Annotated in this window: 17 protein-coding genes and 1 pseudogene; 7 read left to right on the top strand and 11 right to left on the bottom strand. The window is 58.6% G+C overall.

The genetic code is table 11. The features are described 5' to 3' along the window. The first annotated feature begins 40 nt into the window (after window positions 1–40). Window positions 41–1,522 carry a benzaldehyde dehydrogenase gene (locus PQQ96_RS13055; protein WP_408292205.1) on the top strand — a complete coding sequence of 494 codons (1,482 nt, stop codon included), beginning with the start codon at window positions 41–43 and terminating at the stop codon, window positions 1,520–1,522. An 84-nt stretch (window positions 1,523–1,606) separates the two neighbouring features. Here the strand turns inward: PQQ96_RS13055 and PQQ96_RS13050 are convergent. The 4 genes and pseudogenes from PQQ96_RS13050 to PQQ96_RS13035 all read right to left on the bottom strand — a co-directional run bounded on the left by PQQ96_RS13050 (window position 1,607) and on the right by PQQ96_RS13035 (window position 3,109). Then, window positions 1,607–2,318 (bottom strand): annotated as a pseudogene (locus tag PQQ96_RS13050) (IS6 family transposase). Between the two features lie 9 nt (window positions 2,319–2,327). Beyond that, window positions 2,328–2,606, bottom strand: a complete 279-nt coding sequence (locus PQQ96_RS13045) for an AMP-binding protein (protein ID WP_408292203.1) — start codon at window positions 2,604–2,606, stop codon at window positions 2,328–2,330. 60 nt (window positions 2,607–2,666) lie between these two features. Further along, window positions 2,667–2,843 (bottom strand): hypothetical protein, encoded by a 177-nt coding sequence (locus tag PQQ96_RS13040; RefSeq protein ID WP_408292339.1) that lies wholly within the window; start codon window positions 2,841–2,843, stop codon window positions 2,667–2,669. Then, window positions 2,762–3,109 (bottom strand): 2-dehydro-3-deoxygalactonokinase, encoded by a 348-nt coding sequence (locus PQQ96_RS13035; protein WP_408292333.1) that lies wholly within the window; start codon window positions 3,107–3,109, stop codon window positions 2,762–2,764. Before PQQ96_RS13035 ends, PQQ96_RS13040 begins: the two co-directional genes overlap by 82 nt. Before the next feature lie 25 nt (window positions 3,110–3,134). Between PQQ96_RS13035 and PQQ96_RS13030 the strand changes: the two genes are divergently transcribed. After that, window positions 3,135–3,431 (top strand): hypothetical protein, encoded by a 297-nt coding sequence (locus PQQ96_RS13030; protein WP_408292337.1) that lies wholly within the window; start codon window positions 3,135–3,137, stop codon window positions 3,429–3,431. Between the two features lie 51 nt (window positions 3,432–3,482). Here PQQ96_RS13030 and PQQ96_RS13025 read toward each other — a convergent pair whose 3' ends face one another. The 3 genes from PQQ96_RS13025 to PQQ96_RS13015 all read right to left on the bottom strand — a co-directional run bounded on the left by PQQ96_RS13025 (window position 3,483) and on the right by PQQ96_RS13015 (window position 7,262). After that, window positions 3,483–4,406 (bottom strand): oxidoreductase, encoded by a 924-nt coding sequence (locus tag PQQ96_RS13025; protein ID WP_408292202.1) that lies wholly within the window; start codon window positions 4,404–4,406, stop codon window positions 3,483–3,485. A 95-nt stretch (window positions 4,407–4,501) separates the two neighbouring features. Next, window positions 4,502–5,845, bottom strand: a complete 1,344-nt coding sequence (locus tag PQQ96_RS13020) for an MFS transporter (protein WP_408292200.1) — start codon at window positions 5,843–5,845, stop codon at window positions 4,502–4,504. 328 nt (window positions 5,846–6,173) lie between these two features. After that, a complete protein-coding gene (locus tag PQQ96_RS13015) occupies window positions 6,174–7,262 on the bottom strand; it encodes a LacI family DNA-binding transcriptional regulator (protein WP_408292198.1) in 1,089 nt (362 codons plus the stop codon). 142 nt (window positions 7,263–7,404) lie between these two features. On the opposite strand from PQQ96_RS13015, the gene PQQ96_RS13010 reads away from it, so the two are divergent. The 5 genes from PQQ96_RS13010 (at window position 7,405) to PQQ96_RS12990 (ending at window position 13,042) form a co-directional block, all read left to right on the top strand. Next, window positions 7,405–8,745 (top strand): LLM class flavin-dependent oxidoreductase, encoded by a 1,341-nt coding sequence (locus tag PQQ96_RS13010; RefSeq protein ID WP_408292197.1) that lies wholly within the window; start codon window positions 7,405–7,407, stop codon window positions 8,743–8,745. Beyond that, the gene (locus PQQ96_RS13005; RefSeq protein WP_408292195.1) at window positions 8,742–9,491 is read left to right on the top strand and encodes an energy transducer TonB; all 750 of its coding nucleotides are present in this window, start codon (window positions 8,742–8,744) and stop codon (window positions 9,489–9,491) included. Before PQQ96_RS13010 ends, PQQ96_RS13005 begins: the two co-directional genes overlap by 4 nt. A gap of 15 nt (window positions 9,492–9,506) precedes the next feature. Further along, the gene (locus tag PQQ96_RS13000; protein ID WP_408292193.1) at window positions 9,507–10,211 is read left to right on the top strand and encodes a MotA/TolQ/ExbB proton channel family protein; all 705 of its coding nucleotides are present in this window, start codon (window positions 9,507–9,509) and stop codon (window positions 10,209–10,211) included. Continuing rightward, complete coding sequence (locus PQQ96_RS12995) at window positions 10,211–10,621, top strand: ExbD/TolR family protein (RefSeq protein WP_408292192.1); 411 nt, start codon at window positions 10,211–10,213, stop codon at window positions 10,619–10,621. Before PQQ96_RS13000 ends, PQQ96_RS12995 begins: the two co-directional genes overlap by 1 nt. A 195-nt stretch (window positions 10,622–10,816) precedes the next feature. After that, window positions 10,817–13,042: a TonB-dependent receptor gene (locus PQQ96_RS12990; RefSeq protein ID WP_408292190.1), complete on the top strand. Its 2,226-nt coding sequence runs from the start codon at window positions 10,817–10,819 to the stop codon at window positions 13,040–13,042. 1,209 nt (window positions 13,043–14,251) lie between these two features. Here PQQ96_RS12990 and PQQ96_RS12985 read toward each other — a convergent pair. The 4 genes from PQQ96_RS12985 to mblB form a co-directional block, all read right to left on the bottom strand. After that, window positions 14,252–15,424: a patatin-like phospholipase family protein gene (locus PQQ96_RS12985; protein ID WP_408292331.1), complete on the bottom strand. Its 1,173-nt coding sequence runs from the start codon at window positions 15,422–15,424 to the stop codon at window positions 14,252–14,254. Window positions 15,425–15,503: 79 nt separating this feature from the next. Further along, a complete protein-coding gene (locus tag PQQ96_RS12980; protein WP_408292188.1) occupies window positions 15,504–16,445 on the bottom strand; it encodes a ComEC/Rec2 family competence protein in 942 nt (313 codons plus the stop codon). A gap of 242 nt (window positions 16,446–16,687) precedes the next feature. Further along, window positions 16,688–18,943: an anti-phage 6A-MBL system cap2_3 protein gene (gene cap2-3, locus PQQ96_RS12975; protein WP_408292187.1), complete on the bottom strand. Its 2,256-nt coding sequence runs from the start codon at window positions 18,941–18,943 to the stop codon at window positions 16,688–16,690. After that, window positions 18,943–20,097 carry an anti-phage 6A-MBL system MBL-fold protein gene (gene mblB / locus PQQ96_RS12970; RefSeq protein WP_408292185.1) on the bottom strand — a complete coding sequence of 385 codons (1,155 nt, stop codon included), beginning with the start codon at window positions 20,095–20,097 and terminating at the stop codon, window positions 18,943–18,945. Before mblB ends, cap2-3 begins: the two co-directional genes overlap by 1 nt. Window positions 20,098–20,282: the final 185 nt, after the last annotated feature.

The raw sequence follows: 20,282 nt of genomic DNA, 5'->3' as shown, positions 1-20,282 counted from the left end.
ATGGAGCCGGCGAATTTCAGGTAAAACAGGAGACGACAACATGATTCACAACGTGACATCCGAACGATTCGACACTAGCCGTTGGCTCGGCAAGCTCTTCGGCGGCGCTGATGGGGCATGGTATGTGTCCGGCGATATTGCCGACATAGTCGAGCCCGCCACGGGCGAAGTCCTGACCTGCGTGGGTGTTGGTAACGCGGGCACGGTGCAGGCAGCGAGCCGCCACGCGGCTGCAGCACAACCAGCGTGGGCGGCATTGGCGCCTCGCGAAAGGTCCGCAGTATTTCGGCGCGCCGCCATGTGGATGGAACAGCAGGCAGGCGATCTTGCGAGATTCATTGCACGCGAATCCGGCAGCATCCTCGCCAAAGCGACACTGGAAGTCCACGAGGCGATCAACCTGCTGAACATCGCAGCCGGTCTTCCGCTGCAACCACATGGCCTCGTTTTGCCATCGGTACCCGGGCGTCATAGCTACGCGCGGCGTGCCCCGCATGGTGTGGTCGGCGTAATCTCTCCATTCAATTTCCCGCTGGTGCTGTCGATGCGCTCGGTGGCCCCCGCGCTCGCGCTCGGCAATGCAGTTGTGCTCAAGCCCGATCCGCAAACGCCCGTTTCCGGCGGCTACATCATTGCGCAGGCTTTCGAGGCTGCAGGCCTCCCAGCCGGTGTGCTTCAGGTCGTGCCGGGCGGCGTCGATGCTGGCATCGCGCTTGTGGAAGCGTCCGAAGTGAAGATGCTTGCCTTCACGGGTTCCACGGCCGCCGGCCGCGCAGTCGGCGAGCTTGCGGGCAGGCACCTGAAGAAGGTCTCACTAGAGTTGGGCGGCAAGAATCCCCTGATCGTGCTCGACGACACAGACCTCGATGTCGCGGTCAGCAACGCCGCGTTCGGTGCATGGTTCCATCAAGGCCAGATTTGCATGGCGACGGGAAAGATCCTCGTGCATCGGGACATTGCCGAAGAGTTTGCCGTGCGTCTCGCCGACAAGGCGAAGCGGCTCCGGGTGGGCAACCCGCTCGACGACGGCGTCGCGATTGGCCCCATCATCAATGTAAGGCAGCTTGCGAATATCCACCGCATCGTTGAGGCAAGTGTAGGCGCGGGCGCAGTTGTCCGTGCGGGCGGTTGCTACTCGGGGCTATTTTATGAGCCGACGGTGCTGACAGACGTGAAGCCGGGCATGGCGGCGTTCGAAGAGGAGATCTTCGGGCCGGTCGCGGTTTTATCGACGTTCGAGTCAGACGACGAGGCCGTCGAGTTGGCGAATCAAACCGCCTACGGATTGTCCGCCGGCGTCATCGGGAAGGATCTGTCAAGAGCTACCGCCATCGGAGAACGGCTGCGCTGCGGCTTATTGCATATCAATGCGCAGACCGTTGCAGACGAAGGCGTAAATCCCTTCGGAGGCCGAGGGCAGTCCGGCAACGGCACGAGCATGGGAGCGGCCGCCGACCACGATGAGTACACGCAATGGCAATGGATCACGATTCGTCCCGAAGCTGCGATGATGCCGTTCTGAGACCGATGACCGCTCGACTGTGTCCACATGGCTGCGCAGATAGTCGAGAATCTCCACCAGATTAGCCATGGTCACGCTCCTCCCTCACACCACGGCGAGCGTAGGTGGATGCGCCAACTTGAGTTCGATACGATGACGCACGGCATTCGCGCGATGTCTGGGCAACACGAAGTGTTGCCGGTTCGGACCGAAACTGGAGAGAAATGCCTGCGTGCGTTTGGGGTCGCGAAAGCCGCACATCTGGCGTTCGCGTCTGCCGGTGGGCTGGTCGGCCGATGGCTATGCTCGGCACGGTTGTTCACGCTCGCAGCCGCCTTGACAAATACATGCCTGACGTGAGCGAGCTTCGGGGTATCCACCTTCGCGGCCGCATAACTGCGCAACTTGTCAGTCACGATTTTGCGCGGCACCGGGGTTGAGCGCAGCGCCCGCCTGAACAAGCGCTCTGCCGCTGCCTTGTAGCGCCGCTTCTGCATCAGCACACCAGCCCGGCACCATGCTCGTCGACCGCTCGCCACAACAAATAGGGCTCGCCACGCAGCGTCACGAACATCTCCTCCAGATGCCAGGTGCTGCCTGACTTGCGCTGACTGGCCCTGGCCTGGTGGGCTAAAGCTGAGCTGAATTTGTCGCACCAGCAACGGATCGTCTCGTAGGTCACGACGACACCATGTTCGAACAGCAGTTCCTCGATGTCGCGCAGGCTCAGGCTGAATCTGAAATACCAGCGAACAGCGCAGCTGATGACGACGGCGGCAAAGCGGTGGCCATGATAGAGCGATTTCGTCTTTTTCATCGCAACATCTTACCCAACCCGGCGGCTAACCTGACAGTGCCATGAGACGGCATGTTTAACCCTGGCCGCGTCCGGTGCGAGCAGGGAATACGCCGGCGACACGGGCGCGAATGGAATGCCAACATGCCGAGCGGCCAACGAAAGCAGCGCCCACTCAAGATCGTTGCCCGACAACATCATCAATGGGCGCTCTGGTCCGAGACCACGATCCAGCAGCGCCTGCGCCAGACGGCAAACCTTGGCGAACGCTTCGATGTGAGTGAGCCGGGTCCAGGCAACCGACTCCAACAGTTGCCCGCCAAGCCCCGCCGGGTTTGACTCCCACTTCTCCAGGCCATGGCCTACCCATCATCCTACCCATACTGCAAGATCAATGGCGGCTACAAACCAGAAACTTGCGCGCATGGCGCTTTCGACGTCCAGAAGATCTGAAAAGTTGAGCATCAGGACTTCTGCAACCGCGTCCTTGTTCGGGAAGAACCGATAAAGCGAGCCAAGGAGATCGCAGGATGAACGCAGATACACTTCCGATCCTTGAGTCGCCCAACAATCCCGGCCTCTCGCGCGATCCGCACGTGTCCTCTAACAGTAGCATCTTCCCCAGCCCTGACGGGCTCGATGCCGACGCTCTCCAGCGCCCACCTGTACCGTCTGCATAGGTCATCGTCGCCAATCAGCAAAATCAGGCGTGACAGATCCGATGCGAACGTCCCCATCACGCTCGCCACCTCCACGCCGATCAGAATCCCCGACAGATAGTCCGGCAATGCTTCTGGCTCCATTTCGCCCATCAGGACGAGCATCAAAGGCAGGCGCATGCCATCCAGATTATCAAAAGACCTGTCCACGGTGCGCTGGCTGGAACTGCTAGGGGCGAAGGGGGCAGTTCCCACGTCCCTGTTGATCGTTTTAGTGTCGTGGTTGGCGATGATCTCCGGCACGTTCGGCCTGTTCGCTCATCGCAATGGGACCATCATTGCTGTGTTGTTTATGGGCACGCTCTCGACTTCGGAAGCGACTTTTCTGATTCTGGAAATGAATACTCCGCTGAGTGGCGTGGTCACATTCTCGCTGGAGCCAATGCGTCACGCGGTAGTTCTTCTCGGTCAGTAGATGGAGTCGGCATCCGGCCACAAGTGGCAATAGATCCGAGTCTGTTTATGGCTAGTCCCAACTCACACCTGTCAGCTCGTTCGAGCAATCCCACAATCGGACCGCCGCTGCGGGATCGAGCCCTTGCGACGCGATCTTCGCTAAGGATGGTGGTCCCTTCATCTCGTAAAATCCATCCGGCCCATAGTAAGCACCGGCTGCTGCCGCGGGCGATGTCGCAGCGTACAGCGCCGGCAGCGCGCCATCCGCAGCTGACTGACTCATTAGCGGTTCAAGTAGCGTTGCCAAACGCATCAGGACACTGCTGGCCTTCCCTGGGCCGTTTGCCACGAGATCCGTGCGGGACGAGCCGGGATGTGCGGCGTTACTCAACAAGCCCCATTCAGCTGCGTCGCTGCGCCGCTGCAGTTCCCGAGTGAAAAGCAGATTGGCGAGCTTCGACTGCGAATAGGCCTTCCACGGATGATAGGCACGAGTAGATTGCAAATCGCCAAAGTCGATATGTCCCTGACGATGAGCCAAACTGCTCATGCTGACCACCCGGGCGCCATGGTTTCCGCGCAGAAGTGGCAGCAGTCGTGCTGTTAGCGCAAAGTGCCCGAGGTGGTTCGTCGCAAATTGAAGTTCAAGATTGTCAGCGCTGACTTTGCGGTCCGGCAACGCCATGACACCGGCATTGTTGACGAGCAGATCGAGGCGGCGACCGGCTGCATGGATCCGGCCGGCAAAGTGCGCGACAGAAGCAACGCTCGCAAGATCGAGTAACTCGAAACGCACCTTTGCACCGGAACACGCGGTAGCAATATCGTTTAATGCCTGCTGTCCCTTATCGACATCTCGCGCGGCCAGGACGACCTCAGCCCCGGCCTTGGCGAGAGCAAGGGCGATTTGATATCCGAGCCCTCCCGTCGAACCGGTCACTATAGCCAGCTTGCCGGTTTGGGCGGGAATGTCTGAAGTTGTCCATGTTGTCATCGTCTTGTTCGGAAAGTCAGAGAGTAAGGCGTTTTTTGACCGCACAGATCATGGGTCTGGTGGCTCTTTCCACTGCGGGAATTCATGCCGGTACGTCAGGAGCGCAGGGTTGATCGTAGAACAACGTCGAACCTGCTAACGCGATCCAGATCGCGCAAATAGAACCGTAGTGCGAGCAACGCCGCAACCGTGATCAGCGCGCCACTGACAAGCGTAACCGAGGCCAGGGCGGACCGAAGTCCGAAACGATCGGACAGCAACCCGGTCAGGTAGGGCCCCGGCATCGACCCGAGCGCAGCACTTGCGATCACACCGCAGGTACTCGAGAACGCGCGTCCACGCGGATGAACCAGTTCTTGTGTCATGCTCATCGGCGTGCTCAAGGCCGTCGCGCCGACAAAGCTGGCAATCACGAGCAGGCCGTACTGCACTTGCCAACTCGCGGCGAAGTGAAAGACCATAAGGTAGAGGGTTGTGCAGAGTCCGGCGGAGATCGCGAGATAAACGAGTTTTGCACTTCGATAGCGCTGCGTCAGCCTGTCCATAATCCATCCGCCCATAGGGGTTCCGACGATGGGCAACAACATCAAAGCGCTCGCGAGAAATGACGCTTTCTGCAAAGGTATGCCGTATATCCGAATCAGGTAGGTGGGAAGAAAGTAAAAGACCGGCACGCTCTGCATCATGATCATGCCGGACATGAAGAATGACAGGCTTAAAGACGGAATCCGAAGAATGCGCAGACGCGATTCGATCGCGCCGTCCAGTTGATGACCCATTGTGGTTTCGGCCTCGACACGCTTGACGAAGTCGCGATTGCTATAGTCGCGTCCCCGGTATAACAGCGCAGCGGCGAGCAGTCCTGGCAACGCGACGATGCCAAACGCGTGGCGCCAACCATAATGACTGGCAATATATCCACCTCCCGCTATACCCAAAGCCATACCCACCGGAGCACTCGCGCTGAAGAAGCCCAAGGCGAACTGCAGATGGCGGCGCGGGAAAGCTGCGGCAATCCACGAATAGGCCGCGGGCGCATAGCCGGCTTCACCTACCCCCACCACGGCTCGCGCAGCAAGCAGTTGACCGAAACTGGCTGCCACTCCGCCCACCATGGCAGCGACGCTCCAGGCAACGCCCATTAAACCCGCCGTTTTCACCCGACTCCAGCGATCGACCGCCAGTGCGACCGGAAACGCAAAGACAATCATGCCCAAGGTCAGTGCTGAGTTGAGCAGTCCCGCTTGTGCGTCATTGATATGCCATTCGAGACGAATAGCAGGCAGCAATGCCGCAATAATCATTCGGTCCGCAAAGTCAAAGACCATCAACAAACTGAACAGACTAAACACCTGCCAGGTACGACGTCGGCCAAACAACCAACTGTCGGCTTCGCGGGTTCGGGCATGGGTGAATGCCACCAGATCCGGAACGCTCATATTTTCCGTCCTTGCGTGAGACTCGGGTGCTGTGAGGAACAGCAGATGGGTTAATAACGCGAAGGCTTGCGACGCAAGCTAGCTGGAGCGCTGCTCGCCTCGGCGAGTGCCGCGCGTGGCGCGGGTGACAGCGTCGAATGTCGATGCAACGTGCGCATGGTTAGCGCTACCATTTAGAATGGTGGGGCATCGCCGGAATCGGGTCAAACAACGAATAGCGCGGAGGATATACCGGTTTAGACTAAGCCAACGTTCACAGCGCAGTCGGCGGCCGGCCCTCGCATCGCACAGAGAATCAAGGCGTGTCGAACCGGCATGGCCCTCAACGCTACCGGACGATACACGTGCTTTCCCGTTCGATGAGCTCGCAAGGCAACGCGTGCAAGCGACCCTCATCGCCGTCGGTGGTCAGCGATTCGTCCTGATCGACCATTCTGAAAATCGTCGCGGCCGCGCGCTCACCGATCTCGCGCGCGGGTGGCCGGATAGTGGTCAGGCTCGGACTCAACATTTCCGAGAATGCGTAGTCGCCGAAGCCGATAATCGCGCACTTGCCCGGAACGTCCACGCCCGCGCGGCGCGCCGCAAGTAGCGCTCCGGAAGCGAGATTGTCGTTGGCAAAGATAATCGCGTCGGCCGGTTGTCGCCGATTGACGAGCGCCTCGAGTGCCTGCCGGCCGGCATGAAACGGCAACCCTTCTGTCGGAACGAACGTCCAAGGCTTACGCCCATTCTCACGCATCACTTCAATATAGCCGTCGCGTCGATCGAGCGCACTGATATCGCCGGCCACACTGTTCTGCACGAATGCGATCCGCCGATATCCCTTTTCCACCAGATAGTTTGCGGCGAGTCGGCCTACGTCCACGTGCGAAAAGCCGATCTGGATCGGCGCCCGGTCAGGCTGAAAATCCCATGTCTCGATCACCGGAATACTCGAGCGCGCGATCATCTCTTCAGTTGCCGCCGAATGATGATACGAAGTCAGAACCAGCGCGGCCGGAGACCACCCCAGAAAAGCCCGCACCGCGTTTTCCTCGAGCTCGGCCGAAAAGTAACTCGATGCCAATAGCAGTTGATAGCCACGTGCCGTCACTGCATCGCTGAAGCTTTGAATCGTCTCGGCAAAGATCGGCCCCGAGATATTCGGCAGCACCATCCCGATCACGCGGCTCCTCGCGGAGGCCAGACCGCCGGCGACCAGGTTAGGCACGTAGCCGAGTTCTGCCACCGCACTCCGAATACGTTCGCGTAATTCCTCCGACAGACGCTCCGGTTCCTGAAAATAGCGCGACACGCTGATCTGCGAAATGCCAAGGTGCCCGGCGACGTCACGCAATGTCATGCGACCCGTGTTGCGTCGGCGCCGCGCGCCTGCGTCATCGAGACGAGGCTTCTGCTTAGTCGGATCACGCATATCTTTTGCTGCTTTCATTGTTTGACTCGGCCCTGATGCTGTTGGAATATTCGGCACATGTTAGCGCTAACCATTTGCGGCGTCCAATGATGATAATGGAAGACCGCAGTTCGTACACAGACACCGGACAGATAAGAACACTATGAGTGCAAGCACGCGTCAAATGCATCTCGGCGCTTTCCTGATGGAGACGGGACACCATGTCGCTGCGTGGCGGCATCCTTCGGTACAGGCCGACGCGGGCACCAGTTTGCGAGCCAACATCGCGCTGGCGCAAGCCGCCGAGAAAGCGTGCTTCGACGCGATCTTTTTCGCGGACAACGTGGCGGCGAATGTCGCCCCTGGCGCCACCCGGGCCGCGCGTTCAGACCGTCTGGATCCGCTTACGCTGCTGCCCGCCCTCGCCGTCGCGACCGATCGGATCGGCCTCGTGGCGACTGTCACGACGAGCTATAACGAGCCCTACCACGTGGCACGCAAGTTCGCGTCGCTCGATGTGCTGAGCGGCGGGCGCGCCGGCTGGAATCTGGTTACATCCGACAACGCAGCAGAAGCCCAGAACTTCGGCCGTGCGGAACATATCGGCCATGCCGAGCGATATGAACGCGCGCACGAATTCTACCAGGTCGTGACCGGGCTCTGGGATAGTTGGGATGACGAAAGTTTTTCTCGTGACAAGACAACTGGTGTCTATTACGACGCGAGCACACTCAGTGTCCTGAACCATCGGGGCAAGCATTTTTCCGTCGCGGGCCCACTCAACGTGCCCCGCTCGCCACAAGGCTGGCCGGTCGTGATCCAGGCTGGATCGTCGGAAGCAGGGCGCAACCTGGCGGCACACACGGCGGATGTCGTCTTCACGGCGCATTCCAATCTGGCATCGGCGCAAGCCTTTTATGGTGACATGAAGAAACGCGCGATCGCCGCGGGACGTGCGCCGGATCAGATGAAAATCATGCCCGGCATCTCTGTGATCGTCGCCGAAAGTGAATCCGAGGCACAGGAAAGGTTTCTCGAACTGCAATCTCTGGTGGATCCGGAAGCAGGTGTCGCGATGCTTGCCCGGATGCTCGGCAACTTCGATCTATCCGCTTACCCACTGGATGGTCCGTTGCCCGAGCTGCCTTTGACCGACAGCGGACAACGCAGCAGACAGGCTCTGTTGACCGCCCTCGCCGGCAGCGAGCAGTTGACGATCCGGGATCTTTATCTGCGCATCGCCGCTGGACGCGGACACCACGCGGTCGTAGGCACGGCAAAGCGCGTCGCCGACGCCATGCAGGAATGGTTTGAGTCCGACGCTGCCGATGGCTTCAATGTGATGCCCGCGGATCTTCCCGATGGCCTCACACGATTCTGCGAGCTGGTCGTGCCTGAGTTGCAGCGCCGCGGGCTATTCCGCACCCGATACACCGGCACGACGCTTCGCGACCACCTCGGTTTGCGCAAGCCGGCACGTTCTGGTGCGCAGAGGGCGGCATGAGCACGCTCGCATTCGAGATGCCGATGCGTCTGCCAGATAGACTGCGCAATCGCACCACCGCGTTGTCGGTCGCGACGGCCGTTGCCATGCACGGTGTGGTCGTTGTCTGGATTCTGACCAACAAGGCTCATGTCGAATCACCGCTACCGCCGGTGCCAGCGGTGGTGGAGCTCGTCGAATTGCCGCGACCTCTGCCTGCATCGGCTCAACCTGAGCATGCGACACCGGAGCCAGCAAAACCTCGCCCGCCTATCGCGCATACTGAGCGCTCGCAGGTGCGAGTCACGCCTGAAGCGCACCGGCCCGTGCAAGCCGCTCAGACCGCGCGCGCAGCGCCGTCAGTGCGTTCCCCGGAATCACCGCAATCCCCCAGCCCGACAGCGGCCTCGGCGCTGCCGTCCGCCGCGGCTGCGTCGGCCAGCACCGAGCGTCACGTCGACGCTCCGTCAGCCGATGAGCCGATAACTGCGCCAATCGGCAATGCAGCTTATTTGCACAACCCTACACCTGACTATCCACGTGTCGCTCGAGAACACGAATGGCAAGGCCAGGTCGTACTGCACGTGCATGTTCTTGCTTCTGGCAGACCTGACCGGGTTGAACTTCAAACCACCAGCGGCCACGGTCCGCTTGATGACGCCGCGATTTCAGCAGTGAAGAACTGGCTGTTTCTTCCCGCAAAACGAGGGAACACCGCTATCGACGGCTGGGTCAGCGTTCCTGTCAATTTCAATCTTTCAAACTGAATCGAAGGCAATACGATGCAATCCATTTCCGACCGCCTGATCGTCGACGGCACATTGTGGCTGCTCGGCATCTTCTCACTTGTTACCTGGTCCATCATTCTTGCGAAAGGTACCCGGTACGTGCGCACCTCGCTCGACAATACGCGTTTCACCGCACAGTTCTGGTCAGCCGCAACGCTCGAGGACGGGGAAAGACTCAGCATTTCCCGCGCCCCCGCGGCGCAGATCGCACGCGCCGGTTTTGCCGTGCTGAACGAACCCGCCTCCGCTACGCCGCATGATCTGCAGCACAGCGTCGATCGGCGCGAACTCTTCGAACGGCAGTTACGACAGCAAATCCAGCGCGAGCGCCGCTCGCTCGACAATGGCCTCGCGGTGCTCGCCTCGATCGGCAGTACGGCGCCCTTCGTCGGTTTGCTGGGCACGGTTTTCGGCATCATCCATGCACTGACGGCGATTTCACATAGCGGATCGGCCAGCATCGATGTCGTTGCCGGTCCAATCGGTGAAGCGCTCGTGACGACCGGCATCGGCATCGCTGTCGCGGTTCCGGCCGTTCTCGGCTACAACTTCTTCGTACGCCGCTCGAAGGCGTTCGCTGCGGATCTCGATGAATTCGCCACGGGTTTCCTCACGCTGGCCCAGAAGGCCCGCTTCCGTACGTCCGCCACGGCCACACCCCAGCGGCTTGCCAAGGTACAACTCGAAGGAGTGGCGTGATGGCCATCGCTACCCGTGACGATGCCGATGACGTGCTCAGCGAAATCAATATCACGCCGCTAGTGGACGTCATGCTCGTCCTGCTCGTTGCATTCATTGTCACTGCGCCGCTGCTCACGAACTCGGTCCGTGTGAATCTGCCGAAAACCGTGGCGACCTCCGCACCGAAACCCATGCACGTCACGACAGTCAGCATAGATGGCGCTGAGCGCATCTTCCTTGACCGTGAGCCTATCGCGGCCGATCAGATCGAAGCACGGTTGCACGCCCTGCATACGCAGCACGATGATCTGACGATCGCGTTGCAGGCAGATGCGGATCTGCCTTACCGTCTGGTCGCGCGAACGGTTGCGTCAATAGAGCATGCGGGTATCGAACGGCTGTCGATTCTTACTACGCCGGAGCACTAGGGTTCCCGCCCGGTGCCTGAACTATAGGGGAGACCGGAATGCTTATCGGGTCGACCGTATAACGATTAATAACACACGAGAACCATAAATCAGCATATGAAACACTTAGTTATGCATATAGATCGACCACGTCTAAGCTCCCGTCGCAGGCCGGCCACGACGTCGATCGCCGCCGCAGCATTGTCCGCCGCAGCATTGTCCGCCGCAGCAACGCTCGCTCACGCTCAGGCTGCACCAGAAAGCCCCAGCAACACGACCACGCTCGCCCCCGTGACCGTCACGGCGACAAAGCGCAGCGAACCACTACAGAAAGTGCCGGTCGCCGTCAGCGTGATTAGCGCGCAAGACCTCGAACGTTCGGGCAGCAACAACGTTCAGTCTCTGGTCACCCTGGTGCCTGAGCTTACGTTCAAACCGGCCTTGTCGAGCAAGGATGAGACGTTGACCGTGCGCGGCGTGGGAACCAACTCCACGTCGCCTGGCGTCGAGCCGTCGGTATCGACCGTTGTCGACGGCGTGGTTTACGCACGGCCCGGTCAGGCGACGCTCGATCTGCTCGACGTGGATCATGTCGAGATATTGCGCGGCCCGCAGGGAACCCTGTTTGGCAAAAACGCCACCGCCGGCGTAGTGAACATCGTTACGCAGGACCCGTCGAAGACGCCGGTCGGTTTTGTCGACACGCAGATCTATCAAGGGGGAGAACAACGGGTGAGTGCGGGCGTCAGCGGCACTATCCTCCCAGGCCTTCTGACCGGATCGTTCACCGCACTCTATGGACGCTATGACGGCAATGTAACGAACGTCCACAACAGCGAGGAAATCAACGGCTACAACCACAAGGGCTTTCGCGCGAAGTTTGTTCTGACGCCGACGCAGGATATCAAGGCGACGTTCATTGCAGACTACATGTATGCGCACGACTCGTACGCCAGCGGCGTAATAGGTGAAGCGACGAGTCCGCTGTTCGCGACGGCACTGTCGCCGGTCGTACCCAGCTTGCAGAACCGCACGGTCAATTATCCGTACGGTCCGGCGGAAAAGGATACCAATTGGGGGCTATCCGCGCAGGTTGACTGGAACATCGGGCGTGGCTTCACTCTGACGTCGATCTCGGCCTACCGACAGTGGCTAAATACGCAATACACCGACGAAGCGTTCGTCCCCACTATCTACACCGCAATACCCGGGGAGAATGATCGAGGCTACGTCGGCTTCACGCAACTTTCGCAGGAGTTGCGACTGACCTCGCCCAAAGGAGGTTTTTTTGATTACGTCGCGGGACTATACCTTCAGCATACGCAGGACGATGAAAACTACAACCGTGCGGAAGTCAGTTGCCTGTCTTCGACGCTTCCCAGCGTCGCACCGGGCCTGACACCTTGCGCTGCCGGCGCCTCGACCTTTGCACCGACCACCGGTGACGCAGTATTCGACACATTCACGAATAGCCTCGCCGCGTATGGCGAAGGCACGTTCCACATCACACCGAGATTGCGTGCGATCCTCGGCGCACGGGTGACGCACGACGAAGTCGGCTACAACTTTTCCCGCACGTCGACTTCCGGCGTAGCTGTTCCGGGGATCAATCCGTCGTTCGCCTCGTCTGGATTCACGGATGCCAACGGCTTGTCCGGACGCGCCGGCCTGCAGTTCGATCTGACGAACGATGCAATGATCTACGCGACCTATTCGCACGGCTATAAAGGCCCCGCGATCGACACGTTCTTCAACATGCAGCAGCGCGACACCGCCGCTCTGAAGCCGGAGGAATCCAACTCGTACGAAATCGGCATCAAAGCACAGACGCCGGATCATCGCTACACCGCAAACCTGGCACTGTATGACGCACACTATGAAAACTATCAGGCGAACTTTTTCGATACGGTCGCCGGGCAGGTGGTCACACGGCTCATTAACGCCGGATCTGTAGTGACACGGGGCGTAGAACTCGATCTGGGCACGCGTCCGGTCAGAGGTCTCACCCTGAACGGCGGTCTCGCCCTGACCGATGCCCACGTGGAACAGTTCGCCTGCCCATCGGGGGCGCAGGCAAGTTGCAACGTGAACGGGACCAGACTGCCGTTCGCGCCGACGTTCAAGGCCAACGTTTCAGCAGACTATCGGCACCCTTTGCCGTTCGGGCCCGAACTGGAACTCTATGCAAACTACTTCTGGCAGGCTCGTGAACAATTTTCTCTGCCCGCGACGGCAACGACTGAAGAAGGCGCTTACGGCATCATGAACGCGAGTGTCGCGCTCAACTTCGACAGCGGGTGGCGCATTGCCCTGATTGGAAAGAACCTGCTCAACAAGTCGTACGTCGCCGCGATGGCTAACGGCACCGGCTACGTTGCCATTGCCGTGCCGAGGGACGCATCGCGATATTTCGGTGTCCAATTGCGCAAGGACTTTTTCTAGGTTCTTCACCGATCCCCGGGATAGACGGTCTCGAGCGACGCGAACCGCCTGCAGCGAAACGGGGACGATCGGGGACCGTGCAGCAACACGCTTGCGCCAGCCGCTTAGTGCCGCGGCTTCGAGGTCGTTGTGACTCAAACCGCCGATGCACGGAATAAAAATCATCCCAGTCGGCGCGACGCGTGACACATAACATGCGTCGTGACCGGCGCCCGAGACGATGTGGGTACTCGGCAACCCACGCCTCATTGCCGCATTTCCGATGACTTCGATGCAGCCTGGCGCAAGCGGGAAGGCAGCCGACTCCAACTGTTGCCCGCAAAGCGCCGCCAGGTTTGGCTCCCACATCTCCAGGTCATCGCCTACCCATACTGCGAGATCAAGAGCCTGGACAGACCAGAACAAGGCGCGCGGAACGCTACAGATCCGGTCCTTGCGAACTGGCCTTGAATCCCGACTCAATTATTCCCACTCGATTGTCAATCGAAGGGCTGAACCCTTGCGGAGACGGCACTATCGCGCGCATTGAGTAATGCAATACCGTCACCCATACCGACATTGCAGGTTGGCACTCGATGGCTTTCGGCGGCCGGCTTTGGATGATCGGCGATGTACGCTCGACCAAATTGTCGACGTCACCGCCCCCAAAAAGGGTTGAGGCCGACGATACCGTCATCAGTACCGTCATGCCGCCCATTTTACAAAGCAGGAATCACGTTCATGGGTATTCACGGTTTTCCTTGGCTTCTTCAGCCTTCGCGCGATGAAAGTTTCGAGAGCGCGATTTGTCCTTCCGCCCGCTCAACGACCCAACGGATCTAACCTACTTCGAACGCCATGCCTTCCTCCCGCAGCGCGTCAGAGAGATAATTGTCCAGCAACCAAGCGGGAACGCCTCTATACACCGTAGACCTCTCCACGAATTGCGCCGCTGGCAGGTCAAACGACAGGACCAGTTCCCCTGGTTGCTTTGGCCGCGCTTCTTTAACGCACTTCCAATAGATGCGTTCAAACGCTATCCGGTCTGCCGAATCAATCGTTACCGATACAGTTTGCATATTGAGATTTGCTAAGCTCAAAAGTTAAAGGAGCGCGCAACGTGCTGAACGAGTCCTTGTCTTTCCCTCTTTCCCCGTCACGAAATTTTTGTTTACGGAGGCCTACAGGCTCGGAGGTGTTCAACGACTTTACACCTGCGTCGGAGATCCGTTAACGCCAAAGTTCACTGTTCCATCGCGCCGTCTCGTACCCGTGTTGCGAGAGTAGGTCGAACTCTTCTTCCGACAAGCGTTTTAGTGACGTAGGAATGGCTGCGGCTTCCTTCACCATTGTGGTGTCGAGCCATTTGTCCGCCAGAAGTACGGCCTGCGCAGGTCGACCTGCACCAAATTTTTTTATCTGAGCGAGGGCGCCGGCACCGATTTGTAGGTACAAGCCAGCGCGGGGATTGTTGATGAGAAAGTTCGAAAGGCTTCGAACGCGCAGAGCTCTCGTCTGGTCGAGCGCAATGTCGGCAATTCGCTTGAAGCGTGCCGGATTGAGCGGGTGGCTAATGCGTGCTCGCGCAAATGGAGCGCCGGCATCCGACACGATCAAGTGGTCAATGATTGGCGTGTCCCGGCCTTTCTTGAACCGCTGCGTGCCGCAGTCAAAAAGGGGTTCTATTCCGAGGTTGTCATAGACACCGCCATCATATAGATGAAGGCGTTTGAAGTGAGGCTTTATACCGATCGGTACTGCGTCGGGATCCCACTCTGTACTCTTTTTCCACGCAAACCGGTGCGTTTTGACCGACAACGGGCCGATACCTCCCGGGAAAGCAGCCGACACGGCCAATGCAGAAGCCAGGCTTAGTGGCCCGGCATGCGCGTAGCCAAGTTCGTAATCGCCAAATTCGCCATTCTTGAATCGAAAGCGCCGGCCGGTCTCCGCAGTCGTGCCATTGATCGACCACACCGGACCGCCTCTCATTGAACTCAAGGGTGCATTGACTCCCCAAACCGTGCGAATGGTCTGTTCCAGCACGTTAGCCCGCGATAGTGCGAATCGCCAGTTTAGCGGATTGAAGATCAGGCGAAGAGCACCACTGAGTTGCAGGGATGTGGTTGTCAGGGTGCTTTTGACCTCGTTGTAGACGCGCTCCGTATATTCTTGGGACGTTGGCCATCTATAGCCAGCACGGCACATGACAAGGCCCACGAAAAGGCTCCCTCCGGAAACCGAAGAAATATGCCTCACCCGCTCGAGCAGACTCTGTTCAGCAAGATATTTCAGGACGCCGGCGTGGAACGCAGCTGCTCGCACTCCGCCGCCAGATGCCGCAAGCCCGAGGCGAGGTGGCTTCGCGTCCTCGGTCGTCGCTGCGTCCGGTAACCCACCCATTTCTCTGTTTGATCGCTCGGACATTATCGAATTTTGGCTGGTTAGTCGTCAAACGTGGCTTGTTCGTTCAGGACGTTACTTACGGTCGACGGGTACCGGACTGGTACCGGGCTCGCAAGTTATCGCCCGACACAGTAAGCAGATCAGCTTTCTTACTCCGAAACTCTTCTTGCCATTCGACTTCTTGTGGATTGCCGATATAGGTCGTCGCTTGGTACGCAACGGTGTGATTTCGCACCGACTCCACGATGACGTCGCCTCGTTTCGTTGTGCAGAGGTCCACATTTAATGATCGAAGCATTTGGCACACAGATTCGGCTGGATGCTCATACATGTTGGAGTAGTTCGTGGTGGCAATGGCGAGCTTCGGCTTGACGGCCTGCATGAACGCCCTCGTGTTCACATCGTTTTTCGCGCCATGATGGGAAAGAATCAAGACGTCGACCTCACTGCAAAAGATTTTGCTGCTTTTCAGCAACGCCCCGATATCTACATGACCGACGTCGCCAAGACTAGCAACGTTGAACATGCCCGTGCGGAAAAGCTTGACGGTTGAATTCTCGTTCGAATTTCCTTCACGCAACTGCTTTGGATGAAAAAAGATGTCGTTGTAGCCAAGGTGGGTGCTACTGGCGAGACCGCCAATGTATGGCGGGTCGACCTTTATTAGCTTGGATTTGCGATTCTGGCGCACGCACAGGACTTGGTAGGCCTTGATTACTTTCAGACACTCGCGAGCGGTGTCCGTATGGGGCTCATAGCCAGGATATTCGATTTTCGTCGGCCGAAGTTCATCCAAAATCCACTTTAGATCGCCCAGATTGCAGTGGTCGGTATCCCAACTGGTGATGTGCAAGGTATCGATATTGTCCTTTTCGCATATAGCCATTTCATGGACCAACGACTTGTAACTGCGCTCCTCGGTTCGCCGGGCCTCAATCAGCGTGAAATGGTTGTCAGCGAAGTACGAGTAAGACGAGCCGGCTTCCCCAAGCGTGTAAGCTCGAAATCTGGTTTTCACGGGACGCAATTGGGGCCGATCTTTGGGAGACTGGACAAACGGATTAGTAGGCACGGAAAACCCCGAAGATTTTGTGTATTTTTCTGCTGCAGGAAGTTTTTATGGCGATCCACGACTGATGGGTCCGAATCAACGAATTTATATAGCCCGTATCCAAAGCGCGTTATGGAGTTGTTTTGCAGCGACACCCTGAACGCGATGCTCGTGCCGTACTGGCATGTCGGACATATCGATGCGGAAGCTCACCTCATCATCCCCTGCACGACCTGTAGATCGCTTTCGCCGACTATGAGCTGCACAGCAGGCAGTCCATCGTCGGCCATGCCTAGGGCCAGATGGACAAGTTGCAAAAGATCATCCCTGCTGGGCGAGCTGGTGTGTCCCGGAGGGTGGCTGTGCCATTCGCCGATATAGCCGACGATGCCGGCGGTTCTTCTGGATGCCTCGGAGACGGTTTCCGCCAAACCTGCTATGCCACGCTCGAACGAGTCGCGATTCGATTTGCTATCAGGCGGCGCTGGCAGGCCCGCGACAACGACAACCGCGCCAATGTTGAAGTCGTAGTAGCCAAGCAGCACACCCCCGGTTTCATTGGGAAAACCTTGCGTGCGCAGTTCCCTCAATTGCTGCTCTATGCCGGCGTCGAGGAACAAATCGAAGTCGTCAAATGACATGCGGCGCTCCGCAACGGCCGGTACGTCGTGAACGTCTACCGAGCCTCGAACTGGATCGCGCTGCCACACACGGATCATTGCGCCTTCATGCACGGCCGCCACTAGGATCTGTTCGGCGAGCGTGCTAGCGTGCCCCATGATCCGCGAATACGGCATGACCATCGAAATATCCCGGCAGCTTGCGCCGCTCCAGAACGAACCGACGTCGCCAGCGAGATGAACGCGTCCCCATTCCTGTTGAATCAGGGCGCGGTAATACTGCGCTTCAAGTGTTCGAAGGCGAAGCGAACGCTGAGCATCTTCGGCGAGCAGCACTCCAGCGTCGCCGCTTGGCGTGATGAACACCGATACGTGCCTGGCGAACGCATCGACGGCGCTTGCCGCGCGAGGATACTCCAGCGTCGTTGACGCATCAATGACTAGTTGCGTGCTGGTCAGCGCGCCTTTGACTGCGCTTTGCTCGAAGTCAGTCGCATCGGCGTTCATTGGCGTTATAACCGTGGCACCATTCATGACTGCGGCGTGCAGGCCTGCCACGACATCAGACTTAGGGTCGCCAACATGCTGAGCATAGGCCACGTGCCGCGACAGGTTGTGCGGTTTAATGTGGTCCTTGTCGATGACAGTCCATCGACCCCAGCCAGCACGCCCCCACAGATTGAGCATCGCGCTGCCGAGGGAGCCTGCGCCGATCAGCACGGCGTTGGGGCCCTCTTCGTCAATACCCGACTGTCTCCTGGCCGCTTGGACGTCGTTTCTGCTCAAAACGTCCATTGGAAACACTAGCTGCTCGCGCCACGCAATCGCCGGTTCCGCGTCGAGTACGCCCGCTGCGCTGAAATATTGCTTGTCGTAAAAGAACAAGGCGCCAGTGGCCACGCCAAGTTCAAGTCCACCCATTAGCGTCATGAAGGCGCGGTGCGTGATCCCAACCGGCTCTTCGCCGTCCGCCCGACGTATGGGGATATGGAGTAGGATGACCGTCCATTTGTCTCCGGCGGAAGCGGTCGCACCCTTGGCGCCGACCCGCGCCTGCAGCGCGGTCGACAGGACCGGCAGCAACTCCACTCCTCGTCTGGAGAGAATATCGGCCAATTGCCCCAATGTTGCCGGGTCGCGCTCCATGAAACCATGCACGATCGGCTGCAACGTCAATTCGATCGGCGTAGCCTCGCCGGCCTTGACCGGCGCATCTCTTGGAACCGCCTCAAGGAAGGAGGTGAAGCCTCCATTGGGACGGTCCGCGCCGCGGGCCAGGATGAAGCGAACGTCAGTGTTCTTGCGCAGGGCAGCTAAGTCCCACGGCAAAACCAGTTCGTACGGCGTCGCGAAGAACAGGTGTTCGACCGGCTGATCCGCCGGGTGCAGCTCACCTCTGGCGCTTTTTTCGAGCCACCATTGGATACGCCGCAAAAAGCTTTGCGGCGTCCACGTCCGCATCACAGCAGTGACCGACTCGAAATAGAGACAGAGGTTGGCCGGAACGCCAGCAATACCCTGATTCTGGTGCATCAGGACGGGAAAATCCTTACGCAGCGCCAACACGTCGACGAGCCGTTTAGGGTCGTCCGGCACACAAAGCGCCAAGCGCTCCCGATAGTGGATACCGGCACTATTCTTAGGCGGTACGCCATCACATTCGACGTCGACGACGAGGCACTCCAGCTTCGGCACATCGCCCTCGCTGTGCTGCAGAAGCCGTACGATCGTGAAATCGCGCTGTCGCGCGACAGCATCATGAAGCAGCCTGGTGCGCGGAATCGTCAACGCCGCCGCGTCCACAAGCTCAACGACATTCGCCAACTCGTAATAGTCGTCGGCCATCAGCCCGCCCGCGGTGGCGAAGACAGAATGATGGCCGGTGCCCCGATGGACGTCGAACGAATCCAGCTTACGCCGCCGCCCGTGATCTCAAAGGTGATGGGCTCGGGTTTGTTGCCGTTTGGTTCCTCCATCGTGACGAGGAACTTGCGGCCGTTGACTTCCCTCAAGTAGCGCTCATAGGTTTTGCGTGCCTGGATATGAGGCGGCTGCGTTTGCGAATACGAGCTCTTCTCGTCCGGTATCGGCTTGCTGCAACTGACGATGTAGGAATCTCTTTTACCGAGCAGTAGCAGATCCTTGACCAAGGGCTTAGGCTCTGTTTCCTTGTCGCCCTTTTCGTCGCTCAATGCCAGATAGCTGCAGTGATGGGGAATGTTGTACAGATCCCAGGCAAGCCGATCCTCATTCTTGTGATACCGGGTCGTGTTGACGATATCTTCGATTTCTTCCCATGTCGCATCACCCACTTCCAGATAGTCGTAGTCCTGCCCGTCGGCCCTAAGCCGGACGTTGAATATCAGCGAAGCCCTGTTGCGGATGATGTCGCCTTCATCGCAATGCTTGATGAAAGGCGAATGGCAGAAGAATTCTGCACCGTCCTTGGTCAGCTCGAAGCCCGGCACGATCGTTCCAGCGTCGATAAACAGATGGTCACGTGCGCTGGCTGCTTCACCCCTCTCTTTCAGCAGAGGTTCAAGCCAGTCGGCCAAAGCCTGCGGCTTCGAGAACACGAGAATGTCCTTGCCCTCTAGCAGGCGGTGCCGAGCTTCCTGGCGCAGCAAGACGAACTCTTCCATCTGGTGATCGTTGTCTGCTTCCTCCAGCAACATCGCGGCTGGGACCCAGAGTTCACGAATCTTGATGCGGCCTTCGCCATGGTATTTCTTCGCGTGCTGCAGCTCGAAGAAATCCGTGCTGCCCTGAATGTGATCTAGATCCGCATGTGTGAAAGCCACGACGTCGAAATAGTCCCGATCGGCTTTTTTGAGATCGGCCTTCAGTCGGGCTTTGAGATCGATTTCAGGCGTGCCAGGATCTTCCGCCTTTTCACGATGGCAAAAGTCGAAGAGGACGCGCCGCCCAGTCGACAGAATGATCTGCGTTGTGTCGCCATTACCGACGGGATAGAAAATTACCTGATGCTTGTCAGCCATGATTGGCCCTCTCAAAAAGGAAAGTGGCCAATCCGACCCTTTAGCACTCCGCCACAGAGAGTGCCAACACACTATATGCAGCGCAGGAATTCAGGTCAAGGTACTACATGTAGAGATGTCGACAATTTTACTGTATAAATAACCAGGTCCCGTCTGGACAAGGAATCAGCAGTTTTTAGACAGCC

This window comes from Paraburkholderia sediminicola, assembly GCF_046027825.1.
In the GTDB taxonomy this organism is placed as follows: Bacteria; Pseudomonadota; Gammaproteobacteria; order Burkholderiales; family Burkholderiaceae; genus Paraburkholderia; species Paraburkholderia sediminicola_D.
The sequence above is the reverse complement of the archived record's forward strand: the minus strand, read 5'-3'. Positions and strand labels throughout refer to the sequence as shown.

Excerpts from the sequence above, each read along its gene's own strand:
- PQQ96_RS13055 (WP_408292205.1), top strand. The coding sequence starts at position 41 with ATGATTCACAACGTGACATCCGAACGATTCGACACTAGCCGTTGGCTC.
- PQQ96_RS13035 (WP_408292333.1), bottom strand. The coding sequence starts at position 3,109 with ATGGGCGAAATGGAGCCAGAAGCATTGCCGGACTATCTGTCGGGGATT.
- PQQ96_RS13030 (WP_408292337.1), top strand. The coding sequence starts at position 3,135 with ATGCCATCCAGATTATCAAAAGACCTGTCCACGGTGCGCTGGCTGGAA.
- PQQ96_RS13025 (WP_408292202.1), bottom strand. The coding sequence starts at position 4,406 with ATGACAACATGGACAACTTCAGACATTCCCGCCCAAACCGGCAAGCTG.
- PQQ96_RS13020 (WP_408292200.1), bottom strand. The coding sequence starts at position 5,845 with ATGAGCGTTCCGGATCTGGTGGCATTCACCCATGCCCGAACCCGCGAA.
- PQQ96_RS13015 (WP_408292198.1), bottom strand. The coding sequence starts at position 7,262 with ATGCGTGATCCGACTAAGCAGAAGCCTCGTCTCGATGACGCAGGCGCG.
- PQQ96_RS13010 (WP_408292197.1), top strand. The coding sequence starts at position 7,405 with ATGAGTGCAAGCACGCGTCAAATGCATCTCGGCGCTTTCCTGATGGAG.
- PQQ96_RS13005 (WP_408292195.1), top strand. The coding sequence starts at position 8,742 with ATGAGCACGCTCGCATTCGAGATGCCGATGCGTCTGCCAGATAGACTG.
- PQQ96_RS13000 (WP_408292193.1), top strand. The coding sequence starts at position 9,507 with ATGCAATCCATTTCCGACCGCCTGATCGTCGACGGCACATTGTGGCTG.
- PQQ96_RS12995 (WP_408292192.1), top strand. The coding sequence starts at position 10,211 with ATGGCCATCGCTACCCGTGACGATGCCGATGACGTGCTCAGCGAAATC.
- PQQ96_RS12985 (WP_408292331.1), bottom strand. The coding sequence starts at position 15,424 with ATGGGTGGGTTACCGGACGCAGCGACGACCGAGGACGCGAAGCCACCT.
- cap2-3 (WP_408292187.1), bottom strand. The coding sequence starts at position 18,943 with ATGGCCGACGACTATTACGAGTTGGCGAATGTCGTTGAGCTTGTGGAC.
- mblB (WP_408292185.1), bottom strand. The coding sequence starts at position 20,097 with ATGGCTGACAAGCATCAGGTAATTTTCTATCCCGTCGGTAATGGCGAC.